21 protein-coding genes and 2 pseudogenes are annotated in these 26,061 nt (G+C 70.2%); 16 read left to right on the plus strand and 7 right to left on the minus strand.

All coding sequences use genetic code 11. The features are described 5' to 3' along the window. The first annotated feature begins 90 nt into the window (after positions 1-90). The 4 genes and pseudogenes from OG247_RS01040 to OG247_RS01055 all read left to right on the plus strand — a co-directional run bounded on the left by OG247_RS01040 (position 91) and on the right by OG247_RS01055 (position 3,523). Positions 91-1,341: a thiolase family protein gene (locus OG247_RS01040; protein ID WP_327250351.1), complete on the plus strand. Its 1,251-nt coding sequence runs from the start codon at positions 91-93 to the stop codon at positions 1,339-1,341. 7 nt (positions 1,342-1,348) lie between these two features. Further along, positions 1,349-1,731, plus strand: a pseudogene (locus tag OG247_RS01045) (enoyl-CoA hydratase/isomerase family protein); the annotation flags it as partial. 94 nt (positions 1,732-1,825) lie between these two features. Further along, on the plus strand, positions 1,826-2,425 hold the full coding sequence (locus tag OG247_RS01050; protein WP_327250352.1) for a helix-turn-helix domain-containing protein: 600 nt from the start codon (positions 1,826-1,828) through the stop codon (positions 2,423-2,425). A gap of 36 nt (positions 2,426-2,461) precedes the next feature. Further along, positions 2,462-3,523 carry a threonine aldolase family protein gene (locus OG247_RS01055; RefSeq protein WP_327250353.1) on the plus strand — a complete coding sequence of 354 codons (1,062 nt, stop codon included), beginning with the start codon at positions 2,462-2,464 and terminating at the stop codon, positions 3,521-3,523. 75 nt (positions 3,524-3,598) lie between these two features. Here the strand turns inward: OG247_RS01055 and OG247_RS01060 are convergent, their stop codons facing one another. Next, a complete protein-coding gene (locus tag OG247_RS01060; protein WP_327250354.1) occupies positions 3,599-4,714 on the minus strand; it encodes an alpha/beta hydrolase in 1,116 nt (371 codons plus the stop codon). Positions 4,715-4,791: 77 nt separating this feature from the next. After that, positions 4,792-6,075 carry an MFS transporter gene (locus OG247_RS01065; RefSeq protein WP_327250355.1) on the minus strand — a complete coding sequence of 428 codons (1,284 nt, stop codon included), beginning with the start codon at positions 6,073-6,075 and terminating at the stop codon, positions 4,792-4,794. Positions 6,076-6,637: 562 nt separating this feature from the next. Here OG247_RS01065 and OG247_RS01070 point away from each other — a divergent pair. From OG247_RS01070 to OG247_RS01100, 7 genes are all read left to right on the plus strand, one after another. Beyond that, positions 6,638-7,309, plus strand: a complete 672-nt coding sequence (locus OG247_RS01070; protein WP_327250356.1) for a DUF998 domain-containing protein — start codon at positions 6,638-6,640, stop codon at positions 7,307-7,309. Then, positions 7,306-7,989 carry a TetR/AcrR family transcriptional regulator gene (locus OG247_RS01075; protein ID WP_327250357.1) on the plus strand — a complete coding sequence of 228 codons (684 nt, stop codon included), beginning with the start codon at positions 7,306-7,308 and terminating at the stop codon, positions 7,987-7,989. Before OG247_RS01070 ends, OG247_RS01075 begins: the two co-directional genes overlap by 4 nt. Positions 7,990-8,219: 230 nt before the next feature. Next, on the plus strand, positions 8,220-8,825 hold the full coding sequence (locus OG247_RS01080; RefSeq protein WP_327250358.1) for a (2Fe-2S)-binding protein: 606 nt from the start codon (positions 8,220-8,222) through the stop codon (positions 8,823-8,825). A 7-nt stretch (positions 8,826-8,832) separates the two neighbouring features. Continuing rightward, positions 8,833-9,807 carry an FAD binding domain-containing protein gene (locus OG247_RS01085; protein ID WP_327257298.1) on the plus strand — a complete coding sequence of 325 codons (975 nt, stop codon included), beginning with the start codon at positions 8,833-8,835 and terminating at the stop codon, positions 9,805-9,807. After that, positions 9,804-11,954 (plus strand): xanthine dehydrogenase family protein molybdopterin-binding subunit, encoded by a 2,151-nt coding sequence (locus tag OG247_RS01090; RefSeq protein ID WP_327250359.1) that lies wholly within the window; start codon positions 9,804-9,806, stop codon positions 11,952-11,954. The genes OG247_RS01085 and OG247_RS01090 overlap by 4 nt, the downstream gene beginning before the upstream one ends. 162 nt (positions 11,955-12,116) lie before the next feature. Next, positions 12,117-12,416, plus strand: coding sequence for a hypothetical protein (locus OG247_RS01095; RefSeq protein ID WP_327250360.1), 300 nt, complete (start codon positions 12,117-12,119; stop codon positions 12,414-12,416). A gap of 195 nt (positions 12,417-12,611) precedes the next feature. After that, positions 12,612-13,298, plus strand: coding sequence for a TetR/AcrR family transcriptional regulator (locus OG247_RS01100; RefSeq protein ID WP_327250361.1), 687 nt, complete (start codon positions 12,612-12,614; stop codon positions 13,296-13,298). Between the two features lie 355 nt (positions 13,299-13,653). Here the strand turns inward: OG247_RS01100 and OG247_RS01105 are convergent, their stop codons facing one another. The 3 genes and pseudogenes from OG247_RS01105 to OG247_RS01115 form a co-directional block, all read right to left on the minus strand. Continuing rightward, positions 13,654-14,091 (minus strand): ester cyclase, encoded by a 438-nt coding sequence (locus tag OG247_RS01105; RefSeq protein WP_327250362.1) that lies wholly within the window; start codon positions 14,089-14,091, stop codon positions 13,654-13,656. Positions 14,092-14,588: 497 nt separating this feature from the next. Continuing rightward, on the minus strand, positions 14,589-14,933 hold the full coding sequence (locus OG247_RS01110; RefSeq protein ID WP_327250363.1) for a hypothetical protein: 345 nt from the start codon (positions 14,931-14,933) through the stop codon (positions 14,589-14,591). 208 nt (positions 14,934-15,141) lie between these two features. Further along, positions 15,142-15,261 (minus strand): annotated as a pseudogene (locus tag OG247_RS01115) (MarR family transcriptional regulator); the annotation flags it as partial. A gap of 28 nt (positions 15,262-15,289) precedes the next feature. On the opposite strand from OG247_RS01115, the gene OG247_RS01120 reads away from it, so the two are divergent. Next, positions 15,290-15,505: a hypothetical protein gene (locus OG247_RS01120; RefSeq protein WP_327250364.1), complete on the plus strand. Its 216-nt coding sequence runs from the start codon at positions 15,290-15,292 to the stop codon at positions 15,503-15,505. On the opposite strand, the gene OG247_RS01125 is transcribed toward OG247_RS01120, so the two are convergent. Next, a complete protein-coding gene (locus tag OG247_RS01125) occupies positions 15,483-15,986 on the minus strand; it encodes a DUF3224 domain-containing protein (protein WP_327250365.1) in 504 nt (167 codons plus the stop codon). The genes OG247_RS01120 and OG247_RS01125 overlap by 23 nt on opposite strands. Before the next feature lie 103 nt (positions 15,987-16,089). Continuing rightward, positions 16,090-16,755 (minus strand): helix-turn-helix transcriptional regulator, encoded by a 666-nt coding sequence (locus OG247_RS01130; protein ID WP_327250366.1) that lies wholly within the window; start codon positions 16,753-16,755, stop codon positions 16,090-16,092. 308 nt (positions 16,756-17,063) lie between these two features. Between OG247_RS01130 and OG247_RS01135 the strand changes: the two genes are divergently transcribed. From OG247_RS01135 to OG247_RS01150, 4 genes are all read left to right on the plus strand, one after another. Next, positions 17,064-19,898: an ATP-binding protein gene (locus OG247_RS01135; RefSeq protein ID WP_327250367.1), complete on the plus strand. Its 2,835-nt coding sequence runs from the start codon at positions 17,064-17,066 to the stop codon at positions 19,896-19,898. A gap of 126 nt (positions 19,899-20,024) precedes the next feature. After that, positions 20,025-22,292, plus strand: a complete 2,268-nt coding sequence (locus OG247_RS01140; RefSeq protein WP_327250368.1) for an ATP-binding protein — start codon at positions 20,025-20,027, stop codon at positions 22,290-22,292. Between the two features lie 129 nt (positions 22,293-22,421). Further along, positions 22,422-23,102 (plus strand): alpha/beta fold hydrolase, encoded by a 681-nt coding sequence (locus OG247_RS01145; RefSeq protein ID WP_327250369.1) that lies wholly within the window; start codon positions 22,422-22,424, stop codon positions 23,100-23,102. Further along, positions 23,102-26,002: a LuxR family transcriptional regulator gene (locus tag OG247_RS01150; RefSeq protein WP_327250370.1), complete on the plus strand. Its 2,901-nt coding sequence runs from the start codon at positions 23,102-23,104 to the stop codon at positions 26,000-26,002. The genes OG247_RS01145 and OG247_RS01150 overlap by 1 nt, the downstream gene beginning before the upstream one ends. Positions 26,003-26,061: the final 59 nt, after the last annotated feature.

Genomic DNA, 26,061 nt, shown 5'->3' on the forward strand with positions numbered 1-26,061 from the left:
ACCACCTTGGCCACCGACCGAACATTCGGTTAGCGTTTCGGTGCGGTTAAGTAACCCCACATCGGAACTGCCTGTCAAGAGGTGGAACGCATGGCGCCGTACGCGCACACGAGAGCAACCACGCCCGAGGTCTACCTGGTCGACGGGGCCCGCACCCCGCAGGGCCGCTACGGCGGCGCCCTGGCCTCAGTACGCCCGGACGACCTGGCCGCCCTCGTCGTCGGTGAGGCGGTCCGCCGGGCCGGTGTCCCCGCCGAGGCGGTGGACGAGGTCATCCTCGGCGCGGCCAACCAGGCCGGGGAGGACAACCGGGACGTGGCCCGCATGGCCGTGCTCCTCGCCGGGCTCCCCCACACCGTCCCCGGCTACACCGTCAACCGCCTGTGCGCCTCCGGCCTGACGGCGGTCGTCTCCGCGGCCCAGGCCATCCGCGCCGGCGAGGCCGAGGTCGTGGTCGCGGGCGGCGTGGAGTCGATGACCCGCGCACCCTGGGTCATGGAGAAGCCCGGCTCCCCTTGGGCCAAGCCCGGCTCGGTCGTCGATACGTCCCTCGGCTGGCGTTTCACCAACCCCCGCTTCACCGCGGCCGACCGCGCCGTGCCCCTCGGCGCCGGACCCGAGACGGTCAAGACCACCCTGTCCATGGGTGAGACCGCCGAGGAGGTCGCGGCGCTCGACGGGATCACCCGTAGGGAATCGGATGCCTTCGCGCTCCGCAGCCACCAACGGGCCGTAGCGGCCCAGCTCGCCGGCCGCTTCGACCGGGAGATCGTGCCCGTGCCGGTCAAGGACGGCCCAGTCACCCAGGACGAGAATCCCCGGCCGTCCACCACCCTGGAGAAGCTCGGCACGCTGCGCACGATCTTCAGGGAGGGCGGGATCGTCACCGCGGGTTCCTCCTCCCCGCTCTCGGACGGCGCGGCCGCCCTGGTGGTGGCGAGCGGAGCCGCCGTCGAGCGCTACGGCCTGACCCCGCGCGCCCGCATCGTCACCTCCGTGTCGGCGGGCCTGCAGCCCAACCTGATGGGCCTCGGACCGGTCCCCGCCACTGAGAAGGCGCTGGCCAGGGCGGGCTGGCAGAGCGATGACCTGGGAGCCGTGGAGCTGAACGAGGCCTTCGCCGCGCAGGCGCTGGCGGTCATCCGCCGACTCAAGCTGGATGAGGACCGGGTCAACGCCGACGGGGGCGCCATCGCGCTCGGCCACCCGCTCGGGGCTTCCGGTGCCCGGATCCTGCTCACCCTGGTCGGCCGACTGGAACGCGAAGGCGCCCGCCGCGGCCTGGCCACACTGTGCGTGGGCGTCGGTCAGGGCGTCGCGATGCTGGTGGAACGCGTATGAGAGACAGCAAGGCATCAACAGCCGCTTGTTCGAGCGGATCCACCGACTGCCGACGCCTGCGACATCAGGATCGCGGGCCCCGACGCGGTGTTCGGGAACCCCGAACCGGGCCTGGGGATCCTCGCCGCCGCAGGGGCGTGCCGGGGGCTGCCGGAGCTGGTCGGCGAGCCGATCGCCAAGCAGGTAGGTCCTACTGGCCGGCCGGAACCTCGACGCCGCCGCCGCACTGGACTGCGGGCTCGTCATCGACGTCGTCGCGGCAGCAGACCTCCTGAAGGAGGCACACGCCCTGCTGGATCGCATGGCCCGCTCCTCGGCCGGGGCCAGGACAAGAGGGACCGCATGACACGGTTCCTGGCGAAGAAGGGGCACCACCTGGGCCGCCCATGAGCGGCGCAGCAGGGGTCCGCGACGTCGTTCGTTAAAACGAACGCCAGGTTCGACTTGCTGGGTTCGTACGTTATAGTGAACGTATGGTTCACTCATGCGCCGCCTGGGATGGCCGATGACGCCTCCTTCGCCGACCGGCCGCCGACCGGTGAGCAGTACCGCTGCCGCGGTCGGCGCGAAGATCCGGCTGCGGCGGCAGCAGCGCGGCATGAGCGCCGCGGAAATGGCCCGCCGTGCCGGGCTGAGCAAGGCCACGCTGTCGCAGTTGGAGTCCGGAAACGGCAATCCGACGATCGACACTCTCGACGCGATCGCGATCGCCCTGCGGATCCCGATCGCCGACCTGCTGGCGCGCGACGCCGACACCGGGCCGGTCTTCCGGGCCGGCACGGACGCCGAGCCGGGTGAGGTCTCCCGGGAGCTGCTGCGCCGCATCAGCAGCGGCAACAGCCTGGAGATCTGGCGGCTGCGCATCCCGCCCGAGACGGAGCTCGCCGGTGTGCCCCACGCCACCGGCACCATCGAGCACCTGCTCATCGCCACCGGGTACGTCACCGCCGGCCCGGTCGAGGCGCCGCAGGATCTCGGTCCCGGCGACATGCTCGCCTTCGCCGGTGACGCCCCGCACTTCTACCGCACCGGCGCCGATGAGGTGGACATCACCGTCGTCTTCGCCTCCCCCATCAGCACCTGAGCACCTGAGCACCTGAGTACCAAGGAAGTCCCCCACATGAGCACCACCATCGCCACCACCCCCTCCGGCCGTGCCTTCATCAGCGACAACATGGCCGGGGCCTCCCCTCGGATAGCCCGGGCCGTCGCCGACGCAGCCGCCGGACAAGTCCTCCCGTACGGCAACGACCCCTACACCGAGTGCGCCCGACGCAGGCTCGGCGAGATCTTCGAGCGGGAGGTCGACCTCTTCCCCGTCTCCACCGGGTCCGCCGCCAACGGTCTGAGCCTGGCCGCCCTCACCCCGCCCTGGGGCAGCGTGCTGTCCCACCCCGACAGCCACATCAACCACGACGAGTGCGGCGCCCCGGAGTTCTTCACGGGCGGCGCCAAGCTCGTAGACGTCGCGGGCCCCGACACCAAGATCGACCCCGAACTGCTGAAGAAGGCGGTACGCCGACGGGCCGGTGACGTGCACAGCGTGCAGCCGTCCGTACTCAGCATCAGCCAGGCCACCGAGAGCGGCAGCGTCTACACCCTGGACGAGATCCGCACCCTGTCCGCCATCGCCAGGGACGCCGGGCTGCGGGTGCACATGGACGGCGCTCGCTTCGCCAACGCCCTGGTCCACCTCGACGCCACCCCGGCGGAGATGACCTGGAAGGCCGGGGTCGACGTCCTGTCCTTCGGTGCGACGAAGAACGGGGCGATGACCGCCGACGCGATCGTCTCCTTCGACCCCGCGATCGCCACCGAACTCGCCTTCCGCACCAAGCGTGCGGGCCAGCTCACTTCGAAGATGCGCTTCCAGACGGCTCAGATCGATGCGTATCTCACCGACGGCCTGTGGCTGGACAACGCCCGCCAGGCCAACGAGATGGCCACCCGGCTCGGAGAGGGCCTCAAGGCCATTGCGGACACCGGGCTTCTGGCCGTCCCCGAGGCGAACATCCTCTTCTGCCGGCTGCCGCAGCACGTCACCGCAGGGCTCCTGGCCGAGGGCTACGCCTTCTACCACGACCGGTGGGAGCCGGGGATCGTCCGTTTCGTCACCGCCTTCTCCCACAGCGCCGAGGACATCGACCAGCTCCTCGAAGCGGTCCGCCGCCACACCCGCTGAGGAACGCGTCGGCCCCGCAGCCGCCGACCCGGTCGGATCGTGGCTACGGGGCCGGGAGCCGGGCCGATCAAGCCCTCACAGCCGCCAATCCAGGAAGGTCGTGACGCGGTTCATGATCTGGGTCGTGGTCCACATGGGAGCGCTGGTGTCGCCGTTCGGCACGAGGCTGCCGTGGCCGGCGTCCTTGACGACGAAGCGTGTGCTCTGGACTCCCTTCCTGAGCAGCGCGTCGTGGAGTATCAGGGACTGGCTCGGGGAGACCACGCGGTCCTGGGTGCCGTGGAAGTGGACGAACGGCGGATCGGTGCGGTCGATGTAGGTGACCGGGTTGGCCGCGGCGACGGCTGTGGGCACGTCCAGCAGCCGAGCCTGCTGGTTGGGGCCCAGGACGTACTTGACCAGCGGGTTGTCGGTGGAGTTCTCGAAGTATCCGCGGGTCGCGGGGTCGAAGTCGGCGGCGAACTTGGAGAGGTCGGAAGCGCCGAAGAGGTCGACCACGGCCTGGACGCGGCTGCTCTGGTTCAGGTTCTCGCCCTGGTCGAACTTCTGGACCCCGCCGGTGGTCCCGACCATGGAAGCCAGGTATCCGCCGGCGGACTCTCCGTAGACGGCGACGTTGTTCGGGTCGATGCCGAACTCGGCGGCGTGGGCGCGCAGGTACCGGATCGCGGCTTTGACGTCCGCGACCCCGTCGACGTAGGTCGCCCCGTCGAGGATGGTGCGGTACTCGACGGACGCCACCACATAGCCCTGCTCGGCGATGTGGGTTCGCTTGTCGAGGGACTGGGACTTGTCGGCGGTGACGAATCCGCCGCCGGGGACGTACACGACGAGCGGCTTGAGACCGCCGGACGTCGGGAACTGGACATCCAGTTTCAGTCCGCGCAGTTGTCCGCCGGCGCTCTGGCCCGTTCCGTAGGTGACGTCGGTGCGGAGCGTGAGGGCCCTGGCTCCGCACTGCATCTGCGGGTCGGTCGCCCGGGGGGCGATGAGCACGCTCGTACGCAGGTCACCGGCCGCCACGGTGGCGGCGAAGGGAACTCCGGCGCTGAACGGCGGGAGTGATCCGCAGCCGATCAGCGACGCAGCCGTCGCGCTCGTCTGCGCCGTGGCCACCCCTGGAGCGCCTGCCACCAGGGCCAATCCGCACATTGCCGCGCCTACGAGCATGTTCCTCGAACTGAACGTCATGACTCTCCTTCGAATTGTTGCGGGATGAGGCAGGCGCGGCTCTTCAGCGGGCCTCACGGAGAAGGCGGTGCGGCCTGTTACAGCCCGCTGGGGTCAGTGCTGACCGCAGGGCTGACCGCAGGTCGGCCGCTCGTTCCACGGGTGACGAGCCATACGCAGCCGAGGCTGACGAGGGTGACGGCCGTCAGGTAGATGCTGATCGGGGTGGTGGATCCCCAGCTCGTGTAGAGGGCGGTGGCGACGGTGGGGGCGATGCCGCCCCCCAGGACCGATCCGAGCTGGTAGCCGAGGGAAGCACCGCTGTAGCGGACCTCCGCCTTGAACAGCCCGGAGAACAGTGCCGCGATCGGTCCGTAGACGATGCCCATGAACACCGCCGTCACGAGCAGGGCGATCAGGATGAGGGCCGGGGTCGCGGTGTTGATCAGCGGGAACAGGATCGCGGCGCAGACGGCCAGACCGACCGATCCGACGGTAAGGACTTCACGCTTGCCGCGCCGGTCCGACAGTGCCGAGGCCCACGGGATGACGGCGAGCCACACCAGGGACGCGAGCAGGGTGAAGGTGAGGATGAGGTTCCTGCTCAAACCCAGTACCGCGGTCGTGTAGGAGAGCAGGTAACTCATGAAGATGTAGCCCACCGCATTGATGCCGATGAAGGCGCCGGCGGAAAGGAGGACTTCTTTCCAGTTCTCGCGCAGCACGGCGACAATCGGAAGACGCTGCTCGGATCCGGTGTTCTTTACTGATTCGAAGTCCGGGCTCTCCGTCACCGTGAATCGAATGATGAGACCGGCGATGATCAGAACTGAGCTGGCCAGGAACGGGACCCGCCAGCCCCAGTCCATGAATTCCGATTTGGTGAGACTGGTGGTGAGCCCCAGAAACGCCAGGTTCGCGATGATCAGCCCGCCCGGTACACCCATCTGCGGGAAACTCCCGTAGAAGGACTTCTTGCGCTCGGGAGCGTGCTCGACGGCCATGAGGACCGCTCCACCCCATTCACCGCCGACGCCGATTCCCTGGATGAACCGAAGGGTCACCAGGAGGATCGGCGCCCAGACGCCCGCCGTCTCGTAGGTGGGTAGCAGTCCTATGCCCACGGTCGCGAGACCCATGGTCAGCAGCGAGATGAGCAGCATGGACCGCCGGCCGACCCGGTCTCCGAAGTGGCCCATGATGATGCCGCCGAGCGGCCGGGCCGCGAAGCCCACGGAGTAGGTAGCGAACGCCGCCAGGGTGCCCGCCGCCGGGGAGACCGTGGGAAAGAACAGTGGTCCGAAAACGACTGCCGCGGCCATCCCGTAGATGAAGTAGTCGTACCACTCGATAGCGGTCCCGACGAAACTCGCCGCTGCCACGCGAAGGGGGTTGATCCCTTTCGGGGCCACTCTTTCACTCAACTCCTGGTTGATGGCCATTTCTCTCCAGACGGGGTGGCTTGCGCCAGGGAATGGGGGTCTGTCGAATGCGCGACGGGCAGGCCTTTGTGAGGCGGTTTTGCCACTGCCGCGGCTCTCTGCTGGCGTGGTGACCGATAGCCTCCACAACCCCCGACCGAACGATTGGTCGTCTCGTGTTTGGCCAGTAAAGGGAGCGGTGCAACCGCTGTCAAGGAGTTGAACCGAGCGGATATCCAGGGGTCGGAGTGTCGGATTTGCGGGATTTCCCGCACGCTCGCCGGGATGTTCCGGGCCGCAGGCCGCGCCACCGTCGCCCGCGGACATCCAGAGCGTCGGGGGGCTTCGCGACATGCTGCGTGACGGGTAGGCGGCGATGGCCCTCCGTGCTAGCGTGCGCCCAAAATGGAGTGATGATCTCCATTTTTGTGATGCTGCACGGGCCTTGAGAGCAAACTAAGTGGATGAGAGTATCCACTTAACTGTAGGGTGATGACCTACTCAGACCGTGAGAGGAATCCCCATGTCGCGCAGAGTCCAGCTCCTGCTGGGAGCGGTCATCCTCGTGGTGAACGCGTTGCAGTGGGTGATCGTCGAGGCGGTCGCCTCGGCGGCCTGGACCGAGCCGCCGTACAGCTACGCCGCGAACTACATCAGCGACCTCGGCGTGCCGGAGTGCGGCGCGCAGTTCCAGGGCCGCGACATCTGCTCTCCCCTGCACACGGCCATGAACGCGTCGTTCGTGCTCGAAGGAATCCTCTTCGCGACCGGCATGGTCCTGCTGGCCCACTTGGTCACCGGGCGTGCCCGGCGTGCCGTCATCGCGCTGGCGATCGCGCACGGTGTCGGGATGGTGCTGGTCGGGCTGTTCCACGGCTCCCCCGACGGCCCGAGCATCGGCCTCGTCGTCCACGCCGGGGCCGCCGGGATCGGCATTCTGTGCGCGAACACCCTGGTCATCATGGCCGGGGCGCTGCGGAACCTCGGCCTGCCCGCCGCGTACCGGGCGTTCAGCATCACGGTCGGCTCCCTGGGCCTGCTGAGCGAGGTCTTCGTGGGCCTGTCTCCGAGCACGGCAGGGGTCTTCGAGCGCGGCGGGGTCTACTCCTGGCTGCTGTGGAGCGTCGTGACGGGCGCACTCCTCCTGGTCAAGAACCGGCGCGACCACAGGGTGGTGGAGAATGTCGTGGCATGAGCCGGGACAGCCAACGCCCACTGCGAGCGGATGCGGAACGAAACCGTCGACTGATCATCGATACGGCCGACCGGATGTTCGCGGAGCGGGGCACCACCGTCACCCTCAACGAGATCGCGGCCGAGGCCGGCGTCGGCGTCGCCACGGTCTACCGACGGTTCCCGGACCTGCAGTCCCTGATCGACGACCTTTTCACCGAGCGGTTCACGATCTTCCTGCGGCTGGCGACGGAGGCCGCTCAAGAACCGACACCGGGTGGAGCGCTGTACCGCTACCTCCTCGATGCCGCGCAGCTCAGGGCCGTTGACCGCGCGTTGGAGGTCATCCTCGCCAACGCGAGCATCGACGTCCCGTCGATCGCCCGGATGCGTGAAGAACTCGCCCTTCTCGTGGACGGCATCGCCGAACGGGCGGTCGCGGCCAGCGCCGTCCGCGCGGACTTCGCCAGCCCCGACGTGTACGCCTTCCTCTACATGATCGGCGCGGTCGCCGACCGCACACACGAGATCGCGCCCGACGCCTGGCGCCGCTACGTCGACGTGCTGCTGACGGGCTTCGGACTGGAACGGCCTGCGGGAACGCGCACGTCCGCCATGACCGAGGACGAGCTGCGGCACACGTGGCCGAAGCCCCCGCCCCGGCATCCGGGTAGCACCGCGCACCCGTCGCAGGACTTCTGACCTCCTGGCAGCCGGCCGGCCCCGTACAGTCCTGGCCTTTGCCTCCCGGGGGACCCTCCCGTGTTGAGGTGATCATTCGGGAGGACGGCCCAGCCACTCCTGCTACCTTGCGTAGCGACCTGTTCTCTCTGAGTGTTCAGGTGATCGAGTGCGTCTTCCCGTGCCCCGCGCGAGGTGTGCGGTCGTCGGCGCGGGCCTCTGCGGTCCCGGTCACCGGAAGGCGTGGATCCATGCCCGGTGGGTTCGGCGGCGCGTCCGCCGTGGGCCGACGGCGTTTCCTGGTGATGTCTACGGCTGCCGTGGGGCTGCCCCTGCCGGCTTCCCGGTCCGCGCCCGGCAGTTCTGCGGTCCTGACCCCGGCGGGCACCGGCACGACATCGACGGTCGCGCTGACCGTCAACGGGAAACCACGGTCCGCCGTGGTGGACAACAGGACGTCGCTCCTCGACCTGCTGCGGGAGCACCTGGGGCTGCCCGGCACGAAGAAGGGCTGCGACCAGGGAGCCTGCGGGGCGTGCACGGTCCTGGTGGACGAGCGCAGGGTGAACTCCTGCCTCACGTTCGCCGTCATGCACGACGGCGCGCACGTCACCACCATCGAGGGACTCGCGTACGGCGACCGGCTTCACCCCCTCCAACAGGCGTTCATCGATCACGACGGGCTGCAGTGCGGATACTGCACGCCGGGTCAGATCGTCTCGGGGGTGGCCTGCATCGCGGAAGGGCATGCCCGCTCCCGGGAGGAGATCCGCGAGTGGATGAGCGGCAACCTCTGCCGCTGCGGCGCCTACACGAACATCGTCACGGCCATCGAGCAGACTGCGAAGGGTGGGTGAATCCGGCGTGTACCCCTTCGTCTTCAGCAAGCCGGCGACCGAGAGCGCCGTACTGGCCGCAGGGGCCGACGGCGGCCGCTACATCGCGGGCGGCACCACGCTCGTCGACTTGATGCGTGAGACCGTCGAACGCCCTCCCCACGTGGTCGACATCAACGCTCTCCCGTACCGGGGCATCGCCGTGTCCTCCGAAGGTCTACGGGTGGGAGCCCTGGTCCGGATGAGCGAACTCGCCGCACACCCGGATGTCCGCTCCCAGTACCCCGTCATCGCGCAGGCGCTGGAGCTGGGTGCCTCGGCGCAGCTGCGCAACATGGCCTCCATCGGCGGGAACCTCATGCAGCGCCCCCGGTGCCCCTACTTCCGGGACGTGCACTCGGCGTGCAACAGGCGCTCCCCCGGCGCGGGGTGCGACGCCGTCGACGGCGACAACCGAATGCAAGCGGTCCTGGGGACCAGCGCGCACTGCGTGGCCACGCACCCGTCGGACCTCGCCGTGGCGCTGGTGGCCTTGGACGCCGCCGTCCATCTGCGGGGCACCGGGGGCGCCCGAACGGTCCCGGCCGCGGAGTTCTTCCTGCGGCCGGGGAACACCCCGCACCGGGAACAGGATCTGAGGCCGGGAGAGCTCATCACCGCCGTGCACGTCCCCGCGGGCTCGCATACCCGGCGGTCGGGGTACCTCAAGGTCAGGGACCGCCAGTCGTACGAGTTCGCCCTCGCGTCGGCGGCCGTCGCGCTCGACATCAAGGGCGGTGTGATCCTCAGCGCCCGCGTGGCCGTCGGCGGCGTCGCCACCGTCCCGTGGCGGCTGCCGGGGGTGGAGCGGGCTCTGGTGGGCCGGCGCCCCGGCCGTACGACGTGGACGCAGGCGGCCTCCCGTGCCGCCGACGGCGCGCGGGCTCTGTCCGGCAACGCCTTCAAGATCCAGCTCCTGGAGCGGACCGTGCGACGGCAGCTGACGACGATCGGAGGGCGATGATGGCCAACAAGGTCGTGGGGCAGGCGCTCTCCCGCGTCGACGCCCGGCTCAAGGTCACGGGCGCCGCCCCGTACGCCGCCGAGCACCGCCTGGAGGGTTTGCTGTACGGCGTCATCGTCAACGGAACGGCGGCCCGTGGCAGGGTCTCCGGCATCGCCACGGACGCGGCCCGCGCCCACCCCGGCGTCCTGCACGTCCTCACCGACTTCAACTCCTTGAGGCTCGCCCATTCGGTGACCGAGCTGGCGTTCTACGGCCAGCCGATCGCCGTCGTGGTGGCCACGACGGCGGAGGCCGCGGCCCACGGAGCGTCCCTCTTCGAAGCGACGTACGAACGGCGGCCGGCCCTCACCGATTTCGACGACCCCGGTGCGGTCTCGGTCACGGCGCCGTCGAACCCGGACTACAGCCGCGGCGATCCGGACGGCGCCTTCGGATCGGCGGACGCCACGGTGGACCTCTCGTTCACCATCGGCCGGGAGAACCACAACCCGATCGAGCTGCCCTCGACCATCGCCCGGTGGGACGGCGGCAAGCTCACGCTCTGGGACAAGTCCCAGTGGGTCCAGGGCGCGGCCCGTACGGTGGCCGGCGCGCTCGGCATCCCCGAGCAGGACGTCCGGGTGCACTGCGAGTACGTCGGCGGCGGGTTCGGCAGTGCCATCCGCGCCTACGACCACGTCATCCTGGCCGCGTTCGCGGCGCGGCAGGCCGGACGGCCCGTCAAGGTCGTTCTGTCGAGGCGCCAGTTCTACTACGGCACCGGGTACCGGCCCGCCAGCCGGCAGCGCCTCGCGCTCGGGGCCGGCGTGACGGGACGCATCGAGAGCCTCACCTACGAGGTCCGCACGGAGACTTCGCGCTACGAGCAGTACGAGGAGGGGCTCACCGACCTGCCGAAGTTCCTCTACGGCGTCCCCCATACGAGGACCCGGTACCGGCTCACCGCCATCGACACCCAGTCGCCGGCGTCGATACGTGGCCCGGGCGTCGTCACCAGTGCCTTCGCTCTCGAAACCGCCGTGGACCAACTGGCACACGACCTGGGCATCGATCCCATCGAGCTGAGGCTCCGCAACGAACCCACCCGGGACGAGGTGACACGTCTGCCCTTCTCCACCCGCAAGTTGCGCGAGTGCTACGCCCTCGGCGCCCGCCGTTTCGGGTGGTCTCGGCGCAGTGCGGCACCCGGCGGCCGCACGGAGGGGGACCTGCTGATCGGCATGGGCATGGCCACCGCCTGCTACCACAACAACCGCCGCCAGGTCGGCTCGCGCGCTCGGGTCGACGCGGACGGAACGGCGACGGTGGCGACGGCCACCAGCGACATGGGGCCGGGTACGACGACCTCCGTCATGCAGGTCGCCGCGGACGCGCTCGGTCTGCCCGCACGGCAGGTCACCTTCCGGCTGGGGGACTCTGCCTACCCGTCCGCTCCTCCGCACGCCGGCGCCACCACCATGGCGAGCGTGGGCTCCGCCGCCCACACCTCGTGCACGGCCCTGCGGAACAAGTTCATCGGCATGGCGGTGGCCGACACCGCCTCGCCCCTGTACCGTTCCGACCCCGCCAAGGTGGCGGTCCGTGACGGCCGGCTCGGCTCCGGGGAGAGCGGCGCCACCGACAGCTACCGCGAGATCCTTCATCGCGCGGGCCTGCCGGGCCTGGAGGCCACCTCCACCTGGGGGCCCGGCGACGCCGACCAGAGGATCTCCAGTTACGGCTACGGGGCCGTCTTCGCCGAGGTGTCGGTCGATCCGCTCCTCGGGCTCGTCCGGATCCGCCGGATGTTCGCGGCCTACGACGTGGGCCGCGTGATCAGCCCCAAACTGGCCCACAGCCAGGCCATCGGAGGGATGGTGGGCGGCATCGGGATGGCCCTGCTGGAGGGCACGGTCACGGACCACCGCGACGGCCGGATCGTCAACGCGGGCCTGGCCGACTACCTGGTCCCGGTCAACGCCGACGTTCCCGAACTGGACGCCGCGTTCATCGACACGGAGGATCCCCTGGCGGACCCCATCGGGGTCAAGGGACTGGGGGAAATCACCATCGTGGGTGTCCCGGCCGCCATCGGGAACGCGGTATTCAACGCCACCGGCAAACGCTTGACGGACTTGCCCATCAGGCTGGAGGCGCTGCTCTGAGCAGCAGACGGCGGCCAGCTGGTGCCGTGAGTACGGGAAGCGGCGACTCTGCGCGGACCAGCGGGCCATCACCGCGGCGCAGGAGCGCCATCGCGTACCTGGTCTGGGTTTGGTCACGTCGGCTCGGGCGTCACCGAGGTTCACGGCAGTCGTTGCCTCGGTATGACCGATTTCATGGTGAAGGTCCCTGCTGACTGGCTCGCCCGAGTTTTCCTCACACTCCGTCACAGTTCATCGGAGGAGTCCCAGGCTGTTGCAACGGAGTTGCAGCCGTTCACGGAGAAGCCCGGCCAGCGGGTGCCTGTTCCCCGGGCGACCGTCATGCGGTCCGAACTGGCCTTGGCGGTGGAACTCGAATGGGTCGAGGATCCGGCCCGGCGGGCGCGGCTGTCGGAAGGGGCTGAGCAGTTGATCAGTGCCCGTCTGGGTGGCCCGGGCGGCGCGAACGTCCACGACTCCTAGCCGGCATCGCTGCGACCCGCCCGTGGCCGTGTCGGTGATTCGGGCCCCGGAACAGTCGCTGCGCTGACTCCACTGCGTCAAGGATGACCACCACGGGTGACGTGCGGCGGGGCGCCCGAAGAGCGCACGGGAGCCGCCGCCGGGCACGGAGAGCGGGGGCGGCCGGGTTGTGATCAGCACGGTTACCATGTGGCCATGACTCAGGGTTCCCGGACCAGCGCTCGGGAGGACGGCGACCGCCCGCTGAGGCGGGATGCCGCCCTCAACCGGGAGCGGATTCTGCGCGCCGCGCGCGAGGTCTTCGGGCAGCGCGGGCTGGGGGTCACCCTCGACGACATAGCCCACCACGCCGGCGTCGGCGTGGGCACGGTCTACCGCCGCTTCCCCACGAAGGAAGCACTCGTGCGCGCACTGTTCGAGCAGGACCTCGCCATCCGCCAGGCCTCCGCGGAGAGGGCCCTGGCCCATCCGGATCCCTGGGAAGGCCTGGTGGACTTCCTGGTCGAGATGTCGGCCGACCTCGCGGAGAACCGCGGCCTCCACGAAGTGATCATGCTGGGCAGCCACAGCTCGGGGCCCATCGAATCCGCACGTCAAGGCATGCTGCCGCTCCTCGAGTCCCTGATCAGCCGGGCCCAGGAAAGCGGGCAGCTCCGGACCGAGATCACGCCCTCCGACATCCCCGTCATCCAGCACATGCTCAGCGCGGCCTCCCAATTCGCGCAGGGCACGCAGCCCGACATCTGGCGCCGCTACCTCGAGATCCTCCTGAACGGCCTCAGGCGGCGCCCCGACAACGTTCCCCTGACCACGCCGAGCCTGGGCAACCCGACCGTCGAACACCTGATGGGGCTCACCAGGCCCGTACCGCCGCAGGCATAGCGCGTCTCCGGAACGAGCGTCCGGGGAGCGTGAGCACTCCCCCTCCAGGCCTCCCCGCGTTGACGCGCCACCTGGCCTCGACGAACCCTGACCCACCCGTCCGCCGGCGCAGCCCGCGGCACCTTTCGACGCAGCCACACGCAGCCGGCCCCTCCCCTGCCCCGGCGCGTCCGGGAACCCGTACGGGCGTCACACGACACACCCGGCTCGTGACTTCCCGTGGATTCGGCCACGCCGTGAACGGGAAGGGGCCTCTGACGCGTTGCCGTCGACCGGTCAGGCACGGAGCCGCCGGAGCAGCAGAAGGAGCCGAACCATCTCGATCCCTGGCATACCGCGGGTGGACGGACCGGCATCAGTGGGCGGGGGCGGGGGCGGGTGAAATCTGCTGGAAGAGGCTGATCAGGTCCGGCGCGACCCATTCCTCGGCGATCCGGTCGCCCTCGAAGCGGTAGACCTCGACGCTGCGGTAGCCGACCTGCCGTCCGGTCGCCTCGAACTGCTGGAACGCACCCAGGTGCGTGGCCTGGAAGTGGACCAGCACCGTCACCTTGTCGCCGACGCCGAACATGTCCCGCACGTCGATCTTCAGGTCGGGGAACGCGTCCTTCATCATCCGCGTGCCCGTCCGCCAGGTCTCCCGGCCGTGCAGCGGGTCGGGGCATCCGGGGACGTTGGCGATGAAGTCTTCGCTCAGCAGCTGTTCGGCAGCGTCGATGTCGCCGCTCTCCACCAACCGGTACGCGGTGCGCAGCAGGGCCATGTTCTTCTCGACAGCGGTGGTCGCAGTCATCCGGGAGTCCTCTCGGGTGGGTTGCCGTCCCGTGAGCTCGGTGCGCCCCGGGGGATGTCACTCAGTACAAACCCTGACGTCGCGGCAAGGTCAAACCGGCCTTGGGCGGCCTCGGGTCGCTCCTGGCACCCTCCGGCGACGGTGGCGCAGGACACGGGATCCGCGGCTCGGACCGTCCTTGACGTTGCCGCGACGTCATGGTCTGCACTGGGGCTCATGCGAACCGGCGAGAACGGTGGCGGCCTGGCGGACGTCATCCTCGCGGACCCGGCCCCGGACCCGGCGTCTGCCGTCCGCCACGCAAAGGAACTCGCGGCACATCGACAGGAAGACGCGTCATGACGACTCCCGAGACCCGGCAGACCCCGCCCCCACCCGCCACCTCCGCCCGGTGGCCCGCGCTGCGGTTCCTCACGCACGAGCTGCGCCTCATGGCGAGCCTGGTGCGGTGGGCCGCCCGCCGCCGGCACGGCGTCGACGGCGCCGACGCGTTCTTCTCACACGGCCGCGACCAGGCGATCATGATGTACGGCCTCACGTTCGCGTGCGTCGTCGAGACCGTCGCCCTGTCCTACCTGCTCGCCGACTGGCCGGTCATCCACACCGTCTTGCTGGTCGTGGACGTGTACACGGTCCTGTTCGTTCTCGGGCTGCACGCCGCCTCCGTCACGCGGCTGCACGCCGCCTCCGTCACGCGGCCGCACGTCCTGGCCGACGGCGCCCTGCGCATCCGGCAGGCAGCCCACGTCGACGTCCGCGTACCCGCACGACCAGATCGCCTCCGTCCGGCGCGAGACACGCTTCACCCACGAGAAGAAGGACGGCGAGCTGAACCTGCCCATCGGCTCACAGACCTCCCTCCCGCTCACCCCGACCGAACCGGTCAACGCACCGAAATTCCTCGGCGCACCCCACCTCGTCAAGGTGATCAGGCTGCACGCGGACGACCCGAAGGCGCTCTACGACGCGGTGACGCGGGCACGGACCGAACTCACGCCCGTTCCGGGTCCGGCTGCGTCGGCCTGACACGGCAGGCATCGGTGGCCCGGGTCACCGACTCCCGGCGGCTCCGGTCCGGCGGGGTCCGGAGGCCCGGCGGCCACCGCGGTCGGTGGGGTGCGGGCTGCGGGTGAGGTAGCCGGCCTTCTCCAGCCGGTCGAGCATCGTGGTGACGCTGCCGGGAGGAGCTGCGACGCCCGTGCGTCGAACGGATCGTCAAGCAGGCCGCCCGGATCAACAACAAGGCCGGGGGCCCGGCCGGACGGTCATCCGCGACCTGCTGGTGCCGCTGGTCCTGCCGCGGCTGGCCAACGGCGAGCAGAGCCGGCTGACCTACGGCCACCACATCGACTGGGACACCACGACGGCCACGACCGCATCCGCGTCGCGTCTCAGCAGGCGAACGCACCCTTGAAGTCACCGTAGTTCTCCCACGTCGGGCTGGTCGTCGCGGTGTTCGTCCCTCTCCCCCGCGCGCCCGCCAGGTCGCCCGTCCCCGATCCCGAGACGATCCGCCAGGTGCCGCCGCCCGCCGTGGTGCCCACGCCGATCCAGGTGAACGATCCGGTTCCGCACCCCGCTGCCGAGCCCGTGAGCGTTTCCGTCCCGATGTAGCGGTACTGGCCCGGCGTGGCCTCGGGATAGAGGCAGTAGTCGTAGGTCGTCGTGCCTTGCCAGACATCACCCGGCCGAGTTCCGAACGTGGCCCTCCCCTGGATCGCCTGGCCACCCGGGGCGCAGACGATGTTCTCGGAGGGAACGATCTCCGTGCCCGAGTCGTAGTAGTGGCTCAGGACGACCCGGGAGTTCGTCGCGGTCGCGGGGGCCGCGGCGAGCACGGACACCATCGCGGAGGCCGTCACCACGCCTGCCGCCCTGGATATGCTCCATTGCATTCGATTTCACCTGTCTTTGATGGACCATCAGGGAAGTGAATAGACGCCGGAGCCCGGAAGAACCGCATGCAACCGAGCTCCCGCATCCCGCATGCCCGGACGTTCAGAGAATTCCGGACCGGACCGCACACGCCACGGCCTGCGTCCTGTTCTTGCAGTTCAGCTGCTTCACGGTGTCATGGACGATTCCCTTGATCGTCCGCTCCGAGTAGCTCATCTTCTCGGAGATCTCGAGCGTGCTCATCCCTTCGGACAGCATGCGGAGCACCTCGATCTCCCGGGTCGCGAGTCCACCCCTGCGCGACACCTGCGCAAGCGTCTGCTGTCGCTGCTGATGGCCCAGTTCGGAAATCAGGTGGCCCACCAGTTCATCCGGTATGCGACTGTGTCCGGAACTCGCCTCGATCGTGGCGTCGAGAAGCTGCTCGAGGCTGGAGCTGCTCCGGTAGAGAAAGCTCGTCAGCCCGTACTCGACCGCCGTGGTGAGTTGCCGCTCGTCGACGTGATCGGCCATCACCACGACCGGGACGGGCGCGCCGACCGCGCGCGCGGCGTCCTGCCTGAGGACCCTCAGCCAGTCCTCGTTCAGGCTGTGCATCAGCATGACGGACACGTCCGCGTCGGGAAGTCCGTGCTGGGTGACGATGTTCACGCGGGAACACGACTGCAGGTAGGCGCCGGTCGCATGTTCCAGGAAGGCATCGCTCGCCCTCAGGGCGACCCTGATCGAACCGCACCGCACGGTTCCCGTCTCAGCCGTCTCAGCCATAGTCACAGTCACGTCAGCAACCCCCTGATGAGCCTCGGGACACATCACCACGCTAGACGGCCGGCGGTCACGCAGCTTCGGTCAAATGACCCAGTGGGATTTCAGACGGTTCATCTCTATAGCGCCGTATGGGCAGTTCTCCAGCCATCGGCGGGGGTGCGGGCAGCACTCCCGCGAGGTGACCGGTAGGAGGGCTTGGCGCACGGAGCAAGATCTGCCAATGTGAGCCCCGCTCGTTCACAAATTGATCTTTTGCCCCCTCCTTCCGTCATGCCGTACATCCGGCTCGAGTGCAGTGGAAGGCCTCTATGTCGTCCCGTACGCCGTCGCCCCCGGAAGGCCGCAAGGACCCCGCAGATGACGGCGGAACGCGTTCAGCGGGCCGTCTCGTCGGGCGTTCGGCGGAGCTGGCGCTGATCGACGACCTCTTCGATTCCGCCGCCACCCGGGGCGTCGCCTTGGTGCTGTCGGGAGAGGCGGGAGTGGGGAAGAGTGCCTTGCTCGACGCCGCGGCGCAGCGGGCGGCAGAGGCGGGTTTCACGGTTCTGCGGGTGGTCGGCTCGCAGTTCGAGCAGCGGGTCAGCTTCTCGGGTCTCGCCCAACTGCTCCAGCCCCTGGCGGAGGAGATCCCGGCTCTGCCGTTACGGCAGGCGCAAACGCTCCAGGCGGTTCGCGAGCTGTCCTCGGAGCAGCCGGCCGAACTGCTCGCCATCGCCAACGCCGTTCAGGTCCTGCTGGCCCGAACCACGGCGAAACAGGGCCCCGTCGCGCTGGTCGTCGACGACGCGGCCTGGCTCGACCGGCCCAGCGCCGTGGTGCTGGGCACCGTCGCCCGTCAGGTCACGACCGGTTCGCTGGCCCTGCTCGCGGCATCCCGGTCCGGTGACGAGTCCTTCCTCAGCAGCACCGGAGTACCCGTGTACGAGGTGCATCCCCTGGACGAGGAGTCCGCGAACGAGCTGGTGGCAGAGCATTTTCCGGCCATGACGGCCAGGGTCCGCCAGCGCCTCGTCGCCGAGGCCGCCGGCAACCCGCTGGCTCTGCTGGAACTGCCCGTCCCGCTCAACGCGGCACAACACTCGGAGCGGGGACCGCTGCCGGCTGTACTGCCCCTCTCCGAACGCCTCAAGAGCGTCTACTCGGAACGGGTCGGCGCCCTGCCGCAATCGACGCGCGAGCTTCTCCTGCTCGCCGTTCTGGAGGGCTCCGGTGATCTGCACGTCCTCGAGCGGGCCGTGTACAGCTCCGACGTCCTGTCCCGGCTCGCCCCCGCCGAGCGGGCGGGCCTGCTACGAGTGGACTCCCTGACGGGGCGGCTGGCCTTCCGGCACCCCCTCACCCGTTCCGCGGTCATGGAGCTGTCGACGAGTGCGGAGCGTCGTCGCGGACACCTGGACCTGGCCGAAGAATTCCCGGAGGGATCGGAGCGCCGGATCCGCCATCTGGCCGCCGCAGCCGTCGGGCCGGACGATCAACTGGCCGCGCTGTTGCGCGATGTCGCCTACCGGACCCTGCGTCGCGGCGACGCCGTCGGCGCCATCACCACCCTGCTCCGCGCCTCCGAGCTGACCGGTGTGGGAAAGGCCAGGGGCAGGATCCTGGCCGAGGCGGCCTGTCTCGGCGCCAACGTCACCGGTGACCTGCGCAACGTACGCGGCCTGTTGGACAATGCCGTGCTCGCCGACCCCATGGGCACCGGTTCGCTTGCCGCGGCGGTCGCGGCGGCCAGCCAACTCCTCAACGGGGAGGGCGATGCCGACACGGCCCACCAGCTCCTCGCGGGTGCGATCCGCAGTCATGCCCGCCCGGGCCACACGGACGAGGACATCCTGCGCGAGGCACTGCACACCCTCCTCATGGTGTGCTTCTTCAGCGGTCGGTCCGAGACGTGGCAGGCCTTCGACAGTGCGGTCGCCGATGTTCTGCGACACTCTCCCGATCCGCTGCTGTACGTGCTCCGCGGCGCCTTCGGTGACCCCGCTCACGCGGCACCCGCGGTTCTGGACACGCTCGACGAGCTCGTCCTCGGCCTCACCCGCGAGACCGACCCCCGGCGCATCGTGCGGACGGCCATCGCGAGTTCCTACGTCGACCGCCTGCCCAACTGCCGCAGTGCCCTGCGGCGCGTCGTCGACGACGGCCGCAACGGGGGCGCCATCGCCACCGCGATCGAGGCCCACTTCCTCCTGATGAACGACGCCTACGCCAGCGGACAGTGGGACGACCTAGCGGACCTCACCAACGACGGGCTGCGCTGGTGCGCGACGCACAACTACCGCCTGCTGGGATGGACGGGGCACTTCCTGCTGGGTCTGCTGGCCGGCGCACGGGGTGAGAACGAGACCGCGCGCGAGATCGCCGACCGGCTCGTGCTCTGGGGGAATCCCCGAGGACTGGGCGCGCTCCAGGTCTACGCCTCCCACATACGGGCCCTGTCCGCGCTGGGCAGCGCCGACTTCGAAGGTGCGTACCGCTGCCTGCGTTCCTTGGGCACTCCCGGCACGCTGCCCTCGCACATGCCCCATTCCCTCTGGCTCTTCTGGGACTTCGTCGAGGCCGCTACGCGGACCGGTCACCATGCCGAGGCTATCGCACACGTCGCCGCGGTCAGGCAGTCCGGCATCCCGTCCTTCTCGGCGCACCTGTCCATGATGACCGACGCGGCCGAGGCCCTGGCCAACCCGGACGCCATCGACCACGATCTGTTCGACAGGGCCGTAGCCGCGCCCGGCGCCGAACGATGGCCCTTCGACTGGGCGCGGATCTGTCTGGCGTACGGCGAGAGGCTGCGCAGAGCCAAAGCGGGAAGCGCCGCCCGCGTCCACTTGGCGACCGCGCTCGGCACGTTCCAGCGCCTGGGAGCCCAGCCGTGGTGTGCGCGAGCGGCGAACGAACTACGGGCGAGCGGCATCCTCGTCACGACCGCGGCATCGGCCGAGGACGGCGGCACAACGCCGCTGACTCCGCAGGAGCAGCAGATCGCGCAACTGGCCGCCACGGGGCTGACCAACAAGCAGATCGCCGCCCAGCTCTTCCTGTCACCCCGCACCGTGGCCGCACATCTGCGGAGCGTCTTCCCAAAGCTGAACGTCACCTCTCGCGGCGGGCTGCGCGACGCGCTCACCCGCAGAGCATCCTCTTGATGAGGAACAGGTCAACCGCCACCGACGCTCCACCAACTTGCGTTGATTGAGGTGTAGTTATCCATATCCACTGAGTAGGATTGCGGCCGTCACCAGTGGATCGCATGTACGACAGCACGGTAAGGAGTGCCCCTCATCGCTGCCACGCCCAGTTTCGCGGAACTGCTACGCCGTCATCGGCACGCGGCACGCCTCACACTGGAGCAGCTCGCCGAAGCCTCCGGCGTCAGCGCCCGCACCCTGTCGGACATGGAGCGGGGACGCAGCAAAGGGCCTCAGCAGCGCACCGTCACCGCGCTCGCGGACGCCTTCGCGCTGGAAGGGTCCGACCGCAAGCAGCTCATCGAGCTGGCACGTGACGGCCGCTTGCGGGACCACTGGACGCGCCCGACGGGACTGTGCGAACTCCCGCGCGGGATAGACGACTTCACCGGCCGGATCGCTGAACTGGCATGGACGAGGAACCTCGTCCACGACGCGGACTCGACGGCTGTCGCCCATGTGGGGCTCATCACCGGGCCCGCCGGTCTGGGCAAGACCACGTTCGCCATCCATGCCGGCAATGCCCTGCGCCCGGACTTTCCGGACGGGGTGTACTTCATCGACCTGTTCGGCATGTCCTCAAGTCCGCTGGCCGCCGATCAGGCGCTGGCGCCGATGCTTCGCGCGCTGGGAGTCCCGGATCAACAGATGCCCCCCGACACCGCCGGGTGCGCCTCGCTGTACCGGTCGCTGCTCCGGGACAAGCGCGTACTCGTCGTGCTCGACAACGCCTCGTCGGAGGAGCAGATCCGCCCCCTGCTGCCCGGGGGAGGTCTGGGCCGGGCTCTGGTGACCAGCCGTCGGCTCCTGGCGGGCCTGGAGGGCGTACGCCGGCTGAACCTGGGCCCGCTGCCCTTGCCGGACACCACGCAGTTGCTGACCGGCATCATGCGGGACCACAGGGCCAAGGACAGCGAGTCGGTACTGACTCAGCTCGCGCAGCTGTGCGGCGGCTTGCCCCTCGCGGTGCGGATCATCGGGAATCGGCTGGTCAGCCGCCCGGCGTGGAGCGCCGCCGAGCTCGCCACCCGGCTGGCCGACGACGAGCGCCGCCTCGACCAGCTCAAGTCCGGCGACCTCAAGATCGCCAACGCGTTCCAGATGTCGTACGAGCAACTCGCCCCGCCCGCACGGAAGGTCTTCCGCCGGCTGGCCCTCGTACCCGGCCGGGACTTCGACAGCGCCCTGGCCGCGGTGGTCGGCGAGATCTCCCTGTCGGACGCCTGGGACGTGCTCGACGAGCTGATCGACCTCGGCCTGCTCCAGGACGGCGCGGCGGGCCGCTACCGCTTCCACGACCTGGTCAGGCTGTTCGCCCGCGAGCGGCTCAAGGCCGAGGATCCACAGGACGAGCGGGAGGCGATCGGCGAGACGATGAGGTCCTGGCTGCTGCGGATGGCCATCACCGCCGGGCGTTGGTTCGAGCCCGCGTACGGCCGTCCCGAGCGCCCCGATCCCGACCTCGCCGAACTGCCCACACCGGAGGCGGCCGACCAGTGGCTGCGCGTGAACGCCGACGGCTGGCTGAGCGCGCTGCGGACCGCGGCGGGCGAAGGCCGGCACTCCGCGGTCCTCGACTGCTCCGAGTCCTTGTACGAGTTCGCCGACCGGTGGATGCACGCGCCGCACTGGTACGAGGTCTTCACCCTCGGTGCCGAGGCCGCCGCCGTCCTGGACGATCCGCCCCGGCGGGCCGGCCAGCTCAACTCGCTGGCCTGGGTCCATCTGGTGCCGAGGGACGAGCCGGAGACGGCACTGCGGTACGCCACCGAGGCGCTGGACCTCGCGACGCGCTGCACCTCCTCTGCGCAGATCGCCTCCGCCCACCATCACGCGGGTGCCGCGCTCCGCAGGCTCGGACGGCTCGACGAGGCCACGGCGGCGGAGACCCTGGCGGCGGAGATGTTCAAGGCCGCCGGGGACATCGACGGGTACTGCCAGTGTCTCGGCGCCCTCGGCACCTGTCTGCGCGACGCGGGACGCCACGCCGAGGCTCTGGAGCAGTACCAGGAGTTGTGGAGCTTGCTGAACGACGACCGCTCCGGGGCGACTCCGGGCATGGCGGCGTTCCTCCGGCCGATCGTCCTGTCCCGCGTCGGTGAATGTCTGGGACTGCTCGGCCGCCGGGCCGAAGCGATCACCGAGCTCACCGAGGCGATCAGCCTCATGGAGCAGGCCCAGGTACCCGTCCAGCAGGCCCGCGCCCTGGAGACACTGGCGTCCCTGCTCGCCGAGGAGGGCCGGCCCGACGAGAGCGGCCGGGCGTACGCGCGGGCAGCCGAGGTCTTCGAGGCGGTCGGCGACGCCGACGCGAGCCGCCGCTGCCAGGAGCTGGCGGCCGCCGCTCCCTGATGCCTCGCGCAGTTTCCGGGTGCGGAACTTCTGCGTGCTGTTCTGCGTGGGCCGGGCTCTTGCGAGCGCGTTGACTGGGGTCAGCCGGACGGACCCGTGGGGGCCTGTCCCTCCACCCCGGGAGACAACGTGCCCACCATCGGAGACATCGTGATCGTGAACGGTGGGTTCTTGGACGGGTCCAGCTGGCGCGGCGTCTACGAGGAACTCATCCGGGACGGCTTCCGCATCCGGATGGTCCAGAACCCGACGCTGTCGCTCGAAGGCGACGTCGCCGCCACCCGCCGGGTGCTGGACGCGCTCGACGGCCCTGCCCTCCTGGTCGGCCACTCCTACGGCGGGGCCGTCGTCAGCGAGGCCGGAACGCACGCCAACGTCGCGGCGCTGGCCTACATCGCCGCCTTCGCCCCCGACAAGGGCGAGTCGGTCGGCATGCTCATGGCCGAACGGTCCCCGGCGGCGCCAGTGCCACCCCTCCTGCCTCCGCGGGACGGTTTCCTCTTCCTGGACCGGGACAGGTTCCACGAAGCCTTCGCCGCCGATCTGCCCGCGGGGCAGTCCGCGTTCATGGCCGATGCCCAGGTCCCCTGGGGCCTGGACGCCCTCGGCGGCACGGTCACCGAGCCGGCCTGGCGACACAAGCCCAGCTGGTACCTGGTCGCCACCGAGGACCGCATGATCCCGCCGTCGGCGCAGCGGTCCATGGCGGGGCGCGCGGGCTCGACCTCGGTCGAGGCCATCGGCAGCCACGCCGTCCACGTAGCGCAGCACGGCGCGGTCGCCGCCCTCGTCCGAGAGGCCACAGCGTGATGAACAGCCTCCTCCTCCAGCCCTCCGCCCCTGTTCGTGGTGCCGCGGCCCGCGCATCCGCCCTCGCCCCGGCGCCCGGGCACGCGATCGCTCGGCGCGGGTCCCACAGCGATACGGGCCGTCTCGTCGGGCGATCGGCGGAGCTGGCGCTGATCGACTCGCTCTTCACCGAGGCCGTCACCCGCAGTGGCGCGCTGTTCCTGACGGGTGCGCCCGGAGTCGGCAAGAGCGTGCTGCTCGATGTCGCGGCGCGGCAGGCGGCGCACCGCGGATTCCGCGTGGTGCGGGCTGCCGGAGCGCCGTTCGATCGCCATGTCGGTTTCGCGGGGCTGAACCAGATCCTGCTGCCCTTGGCGGGAGGGCTCGCCTCCCTGCCCGCGCCGCAGGCGCACACGCTCCAGACGATTCTCGGGCTGACGGCGGGCGAACCGGAGGAGGCGTCGGCCGTCGCGTACGCGATGCGGAACCTGCTGTCCCGAACGGGCACCAGGAGCCGCCCGCTGGCCCTGGTCATCGACGACTACGGATGGCTGGACCGGCCCAGTGCGGCGGTTCTGGAGAGCGTCGCCCGTCACCTCGACGGGTGCGTCGCGCTGCTCGCCGCCTCCCGTCGGAAAGCGGCTTTTCCCCCCGGCACCGGGATCCAGGTGCACGAGGTGCAGGCGCTCGACGCGCATGCGGCCATCGAGCTGGTGACCCACCGCTTTCCGGCCATGGCGCCCGCGATCCGTCGAAGGCTGCTCGCGGAGGCCTGTGGGAACCCCCTCGCCTTACTGGAGCTGCCCGTCCCGCTCAGTCTCGCGCAACAGACGCGGTCACGTGCGCTGCCGATGGTGCTGCCGCTGACCGAGCGGCTGCGGACGATCTTCTCCGAGCGGGTCACGGACCTGCCCGAGGCCACGAGGAAGCTGCTCCTGCTCGCGGCGCTCGACGACTCGGGCGACCTTCGCCTCCTGCCCCGGACCGGCGACGGGCCAGGGGCCCTCGCGGATTTCTCGGCTGCCGAGCGAGCCGGGCTGGTACGTGTGGACGCCGGGGCCGGGCGCCTGGTCTTCCGGCAGCCGCTGACCCGCTCTGCCGTCATGGAGCTGTCGACCAGTTCCGAGCGCCGATGGGCGCACCAGGCGCTGGCCGACGTACTCCCGGAGGGATCCGTACGCCGGGCCCTGCACCTGGCCCGCGCCACCGTGGGGCCGGACGAGCAGGTGGCCGCCCTGCTGCACGAGTCCGCTTACACCACCCTGCGCCAGGGTGACGCCGTTGGTGCCGTCGCCGCCCTGCTGCGCGCTTCGGAGCTCAGCGGCTCGGGGCCGGCCAAGGGCCGGCGGCTGGCCGAGGCCGCCTGTCTGAGCGCCAATGTCACCGGCGACCTGCGTGGCGTACGCGTCCTTCTCGCCGAGGTCGCGGCCGTCGACCCGCAGGCCGGTACGACTCCGGCCGCCGCCACGGCGGCGGCCGGGGAGCTCCTCCACTGCGACGGGGACGCGGCCGGCGCCCACCGGCTGCTGGTCGGCGCGCTCACCGGCGATGCCGGTCGGCCCCCGGCCGGGGACGTGATGATCCGCGAGGCACTCCACACCTTGACCACTGCGTGCTTCTTCGGCGGGCGGCGGGAACTGTGGCAGTCCCTCGACACCGTCCTGGCACGGTTCGGCCCGGTCAGCCCCGACCCGCTGCTACCGGTTCTGCGGGGGACCCTCGGTGACCCGGTCCGCACGGCGTTGCCGGTGCTGCCCCGTCTCGACGCGCTGATCGCCGGCCTCCACCGGCAGGCCGACCCCTCCCGCATCGTCCGTACGGCAGCCTGCGCCGCCCCCGTGGACAGGCTGCCGGGCTGCCGTACCTCATTGCTGCGCGTGGTCGAGGACGGCCGCGGCGACGGAGCCGTGGCCTCGGCCATACCCGCCCTGCTGCTCCTGGCCGACGACGCCTATGCCAGGGGCCGGTGGGACGAGGTCACCGAGCTGACGAACGAGGCCCTGGGCTGGTGCGCGACCCACGACTACCGGCTCCATGCCCGGTCGGGCCACCGGTTGCAGGGACTGCTGGCCGCCGCACGAGGTGACGAGGACTCCGCGCAGAACGTGGCCGACCGGCTCGCGTCCTGGGGCAACCCCCGAGGGCTGGGCACCCTGCGCGTGTACTCCGCGCACATCAAGGCATTGTCCGCGCTGGGGCGCGGCGACTTCGACTCCGCCTACCAGCAGTTGGCGTTCATCAGCCCTGCGGGCCGGCCGGCGCCGTACGTACCGCACGCCCTGTCGCTCGTCTGGGACTTCACCGAGGCGGCGACCCGCTCCGGCCACCATGCCGAGGCGGCCGCCCATCTGGCTGCCGTCCGGGCCGCCGGCGTCCCCTCCCTCTCGGCGCGGCTGGCCATGAACACACGGGCGGCCACCGCCCTGGCCGACCCGCACGCCGTGGACCGCGATCTCTTCGACGAGGCCATCGCCACACCCGGCGCGGAGCGCTGGCCCTTCGACCTGGCCCGGATCCGACTGGCCTACGGCGAACGGCTCCGCAGGTCGCAGGCGAGCGTCGCGGCACGCCCACACCTCGAAGCCGCCCTCAGTGCCTTCGAGCGCCTCGGCGCCGCCCCGTGGAGCGGCCGCGCGGCCGCGGAGCTGCGGGCAAGCGGCCGGCTCCCGGCTCCCGTCACGCCCACCCCGTCCGTCGACGGACCGGCCGTGCTGCTGACCCCTCAGGAGTGGCGGACCGCCCAGCTCGCCGCCACGGGGCTCACCAACAAGCAGGTCGCCGCTCAGCTCTTCCTGTCCCACCGCACCGTGGCCGCCCACCTGCGCGGCACCTTCGGCAAGCTCGGCATCACCTCCCGCGCCGGGCTGCGCGACGCGCTGACGGGCCGTGCTCCGGGCCCCGTCACTCCCTACGTCACATGACGGAAGCGGCGTAAAGGGTTGCATTCCTAGTGTTTTGACCACGGGCCACTCATCCGGGC

Source organism: Streptomyces sp. NBC_01244 (assembly GCF_035987325.1).
Taxonomy (GTDB): Bacteria; Actinomycetota; Actinomycetes; order Streptomycetales; family Streptomycetaceae; genus Streptomyces.

Excerpts from the sequence above, each read along its gene's own strand:
- OG247_RS01105 (WP_327250362.1), bottom strand. The coding sequence starts at position 14,091 with ATGACTGCGACCACCGCTGTCGAGAAGAACATGGCCCTGCTGCGCACC.
- OG247_RS01050 (WP_327250352.1), top strand. The coding sequence starts at position 1,826 with ATGCGCCGCCTGGGATGGCCGATGACGCCTCCTTCGCCGACCGGCCGC.
- OG247_RS01100 (WP_327250361.1), top strand. The coding sequence starts at position 12,612 with ATGACTCAGGGTTCCCGGACCAGCGCTCGGGAGGACGGCGACCGCCCG.
- OG247_RS01060 (WP_327250354.1), bottom strand. The coding sequence starts at position 4,714 with ATGACGTTCAGTTCGAGGAACATGCTCGTAGGCGCGGCAATGTGCGGA.
- OG247_RS01040 (WP_327250351.1), top strand. The coding sequence starts at position 91 with ATGGCGCCGTACGCGCACACGAGAGCAACCACGCCCGAGGTCTACCTG.
- OG247_RS01080 (WP_327250358.1), top strand. The coding sequence starts at position 8,220 with ATGCCCGGTGGGTTCGGCGGCGCGTCCGCCGTGGGCCGACGGCGTTTC.
- OG247_RS01150 (WP_327250370.1), top strand. The coding sequence starts at position 23,102 with ATGAACAGCCTCCTCCTCCAGCCCTCCGCCCCTGTTCGTGGTGCCGCG.
- OG247_RS01095 (WP_327250360.1), top strand. The coding sequence starts at position 12,117 with ATGACCGATTTCATGGTGAAGGTCCCTGCTGACTGGCTCGCCCGAGTT.
- OG247_RS01125 (WP_327250365.1), bottom strand. The coding sequence starts at position 15,986 with ATGCAATGGAGCATATCCAGGGCGGCAGGCGTGGTGACGGCCTCCGCG.
- OG247_RS01130 (WP_327250366.1), bottom strand. The coding sequence starts at position 16,755 with ATGGCTGAGACGGCTGAGACGGGAACCGTGCGGTGCGGTTCGATCAGG.
- OG247_RS01075 (WP_327250357.1), top strand. The coding sequence starts at position 7,306 with ATGAGCCGGGACAGCCAACGCCCACTGCGAGCGGATGCGGAACGAAAC.
- OG247_RS01110 (WP_327250363.1), bottom strand. The coding sequence starts at position 14,933 with ATGGGCAGGTTCAGCTCGCCGTCCTTCTTCTCGTGGGTGAAGCGTGTC.
- OG247_RS01070 (WP_327250356.1), top strand. The coding sequence starts at position 6,638 with ATGTCGCGCAGAGTCCAGCTCCTGCTGGGAGCGGTCATCCTCGTGGTG.
- OG247_RS01055 (WP_327250353.1), top strand. The coding sequence starts at position 2,462 with ATGAGCACCACCATCGCCACCACCCCCTCCGGCCGTGCCTTCATCAGC.
- OG247_RS01135 (WP_327250367.1), top strand. The coding sequence starts at position 17,064 with ATGTCGTCCCGTACGCCGTCGCCCCCGGAAGGCCGCAAGGACCCCGCA.
- OG247_RS01090 (WP_327250359.1), top strand. The coding sequence starts at position 9,804 with ATGATGGCCAACAAGGTCGTGGGGCAGGCGCTCTCCCGCGTCGACGCC.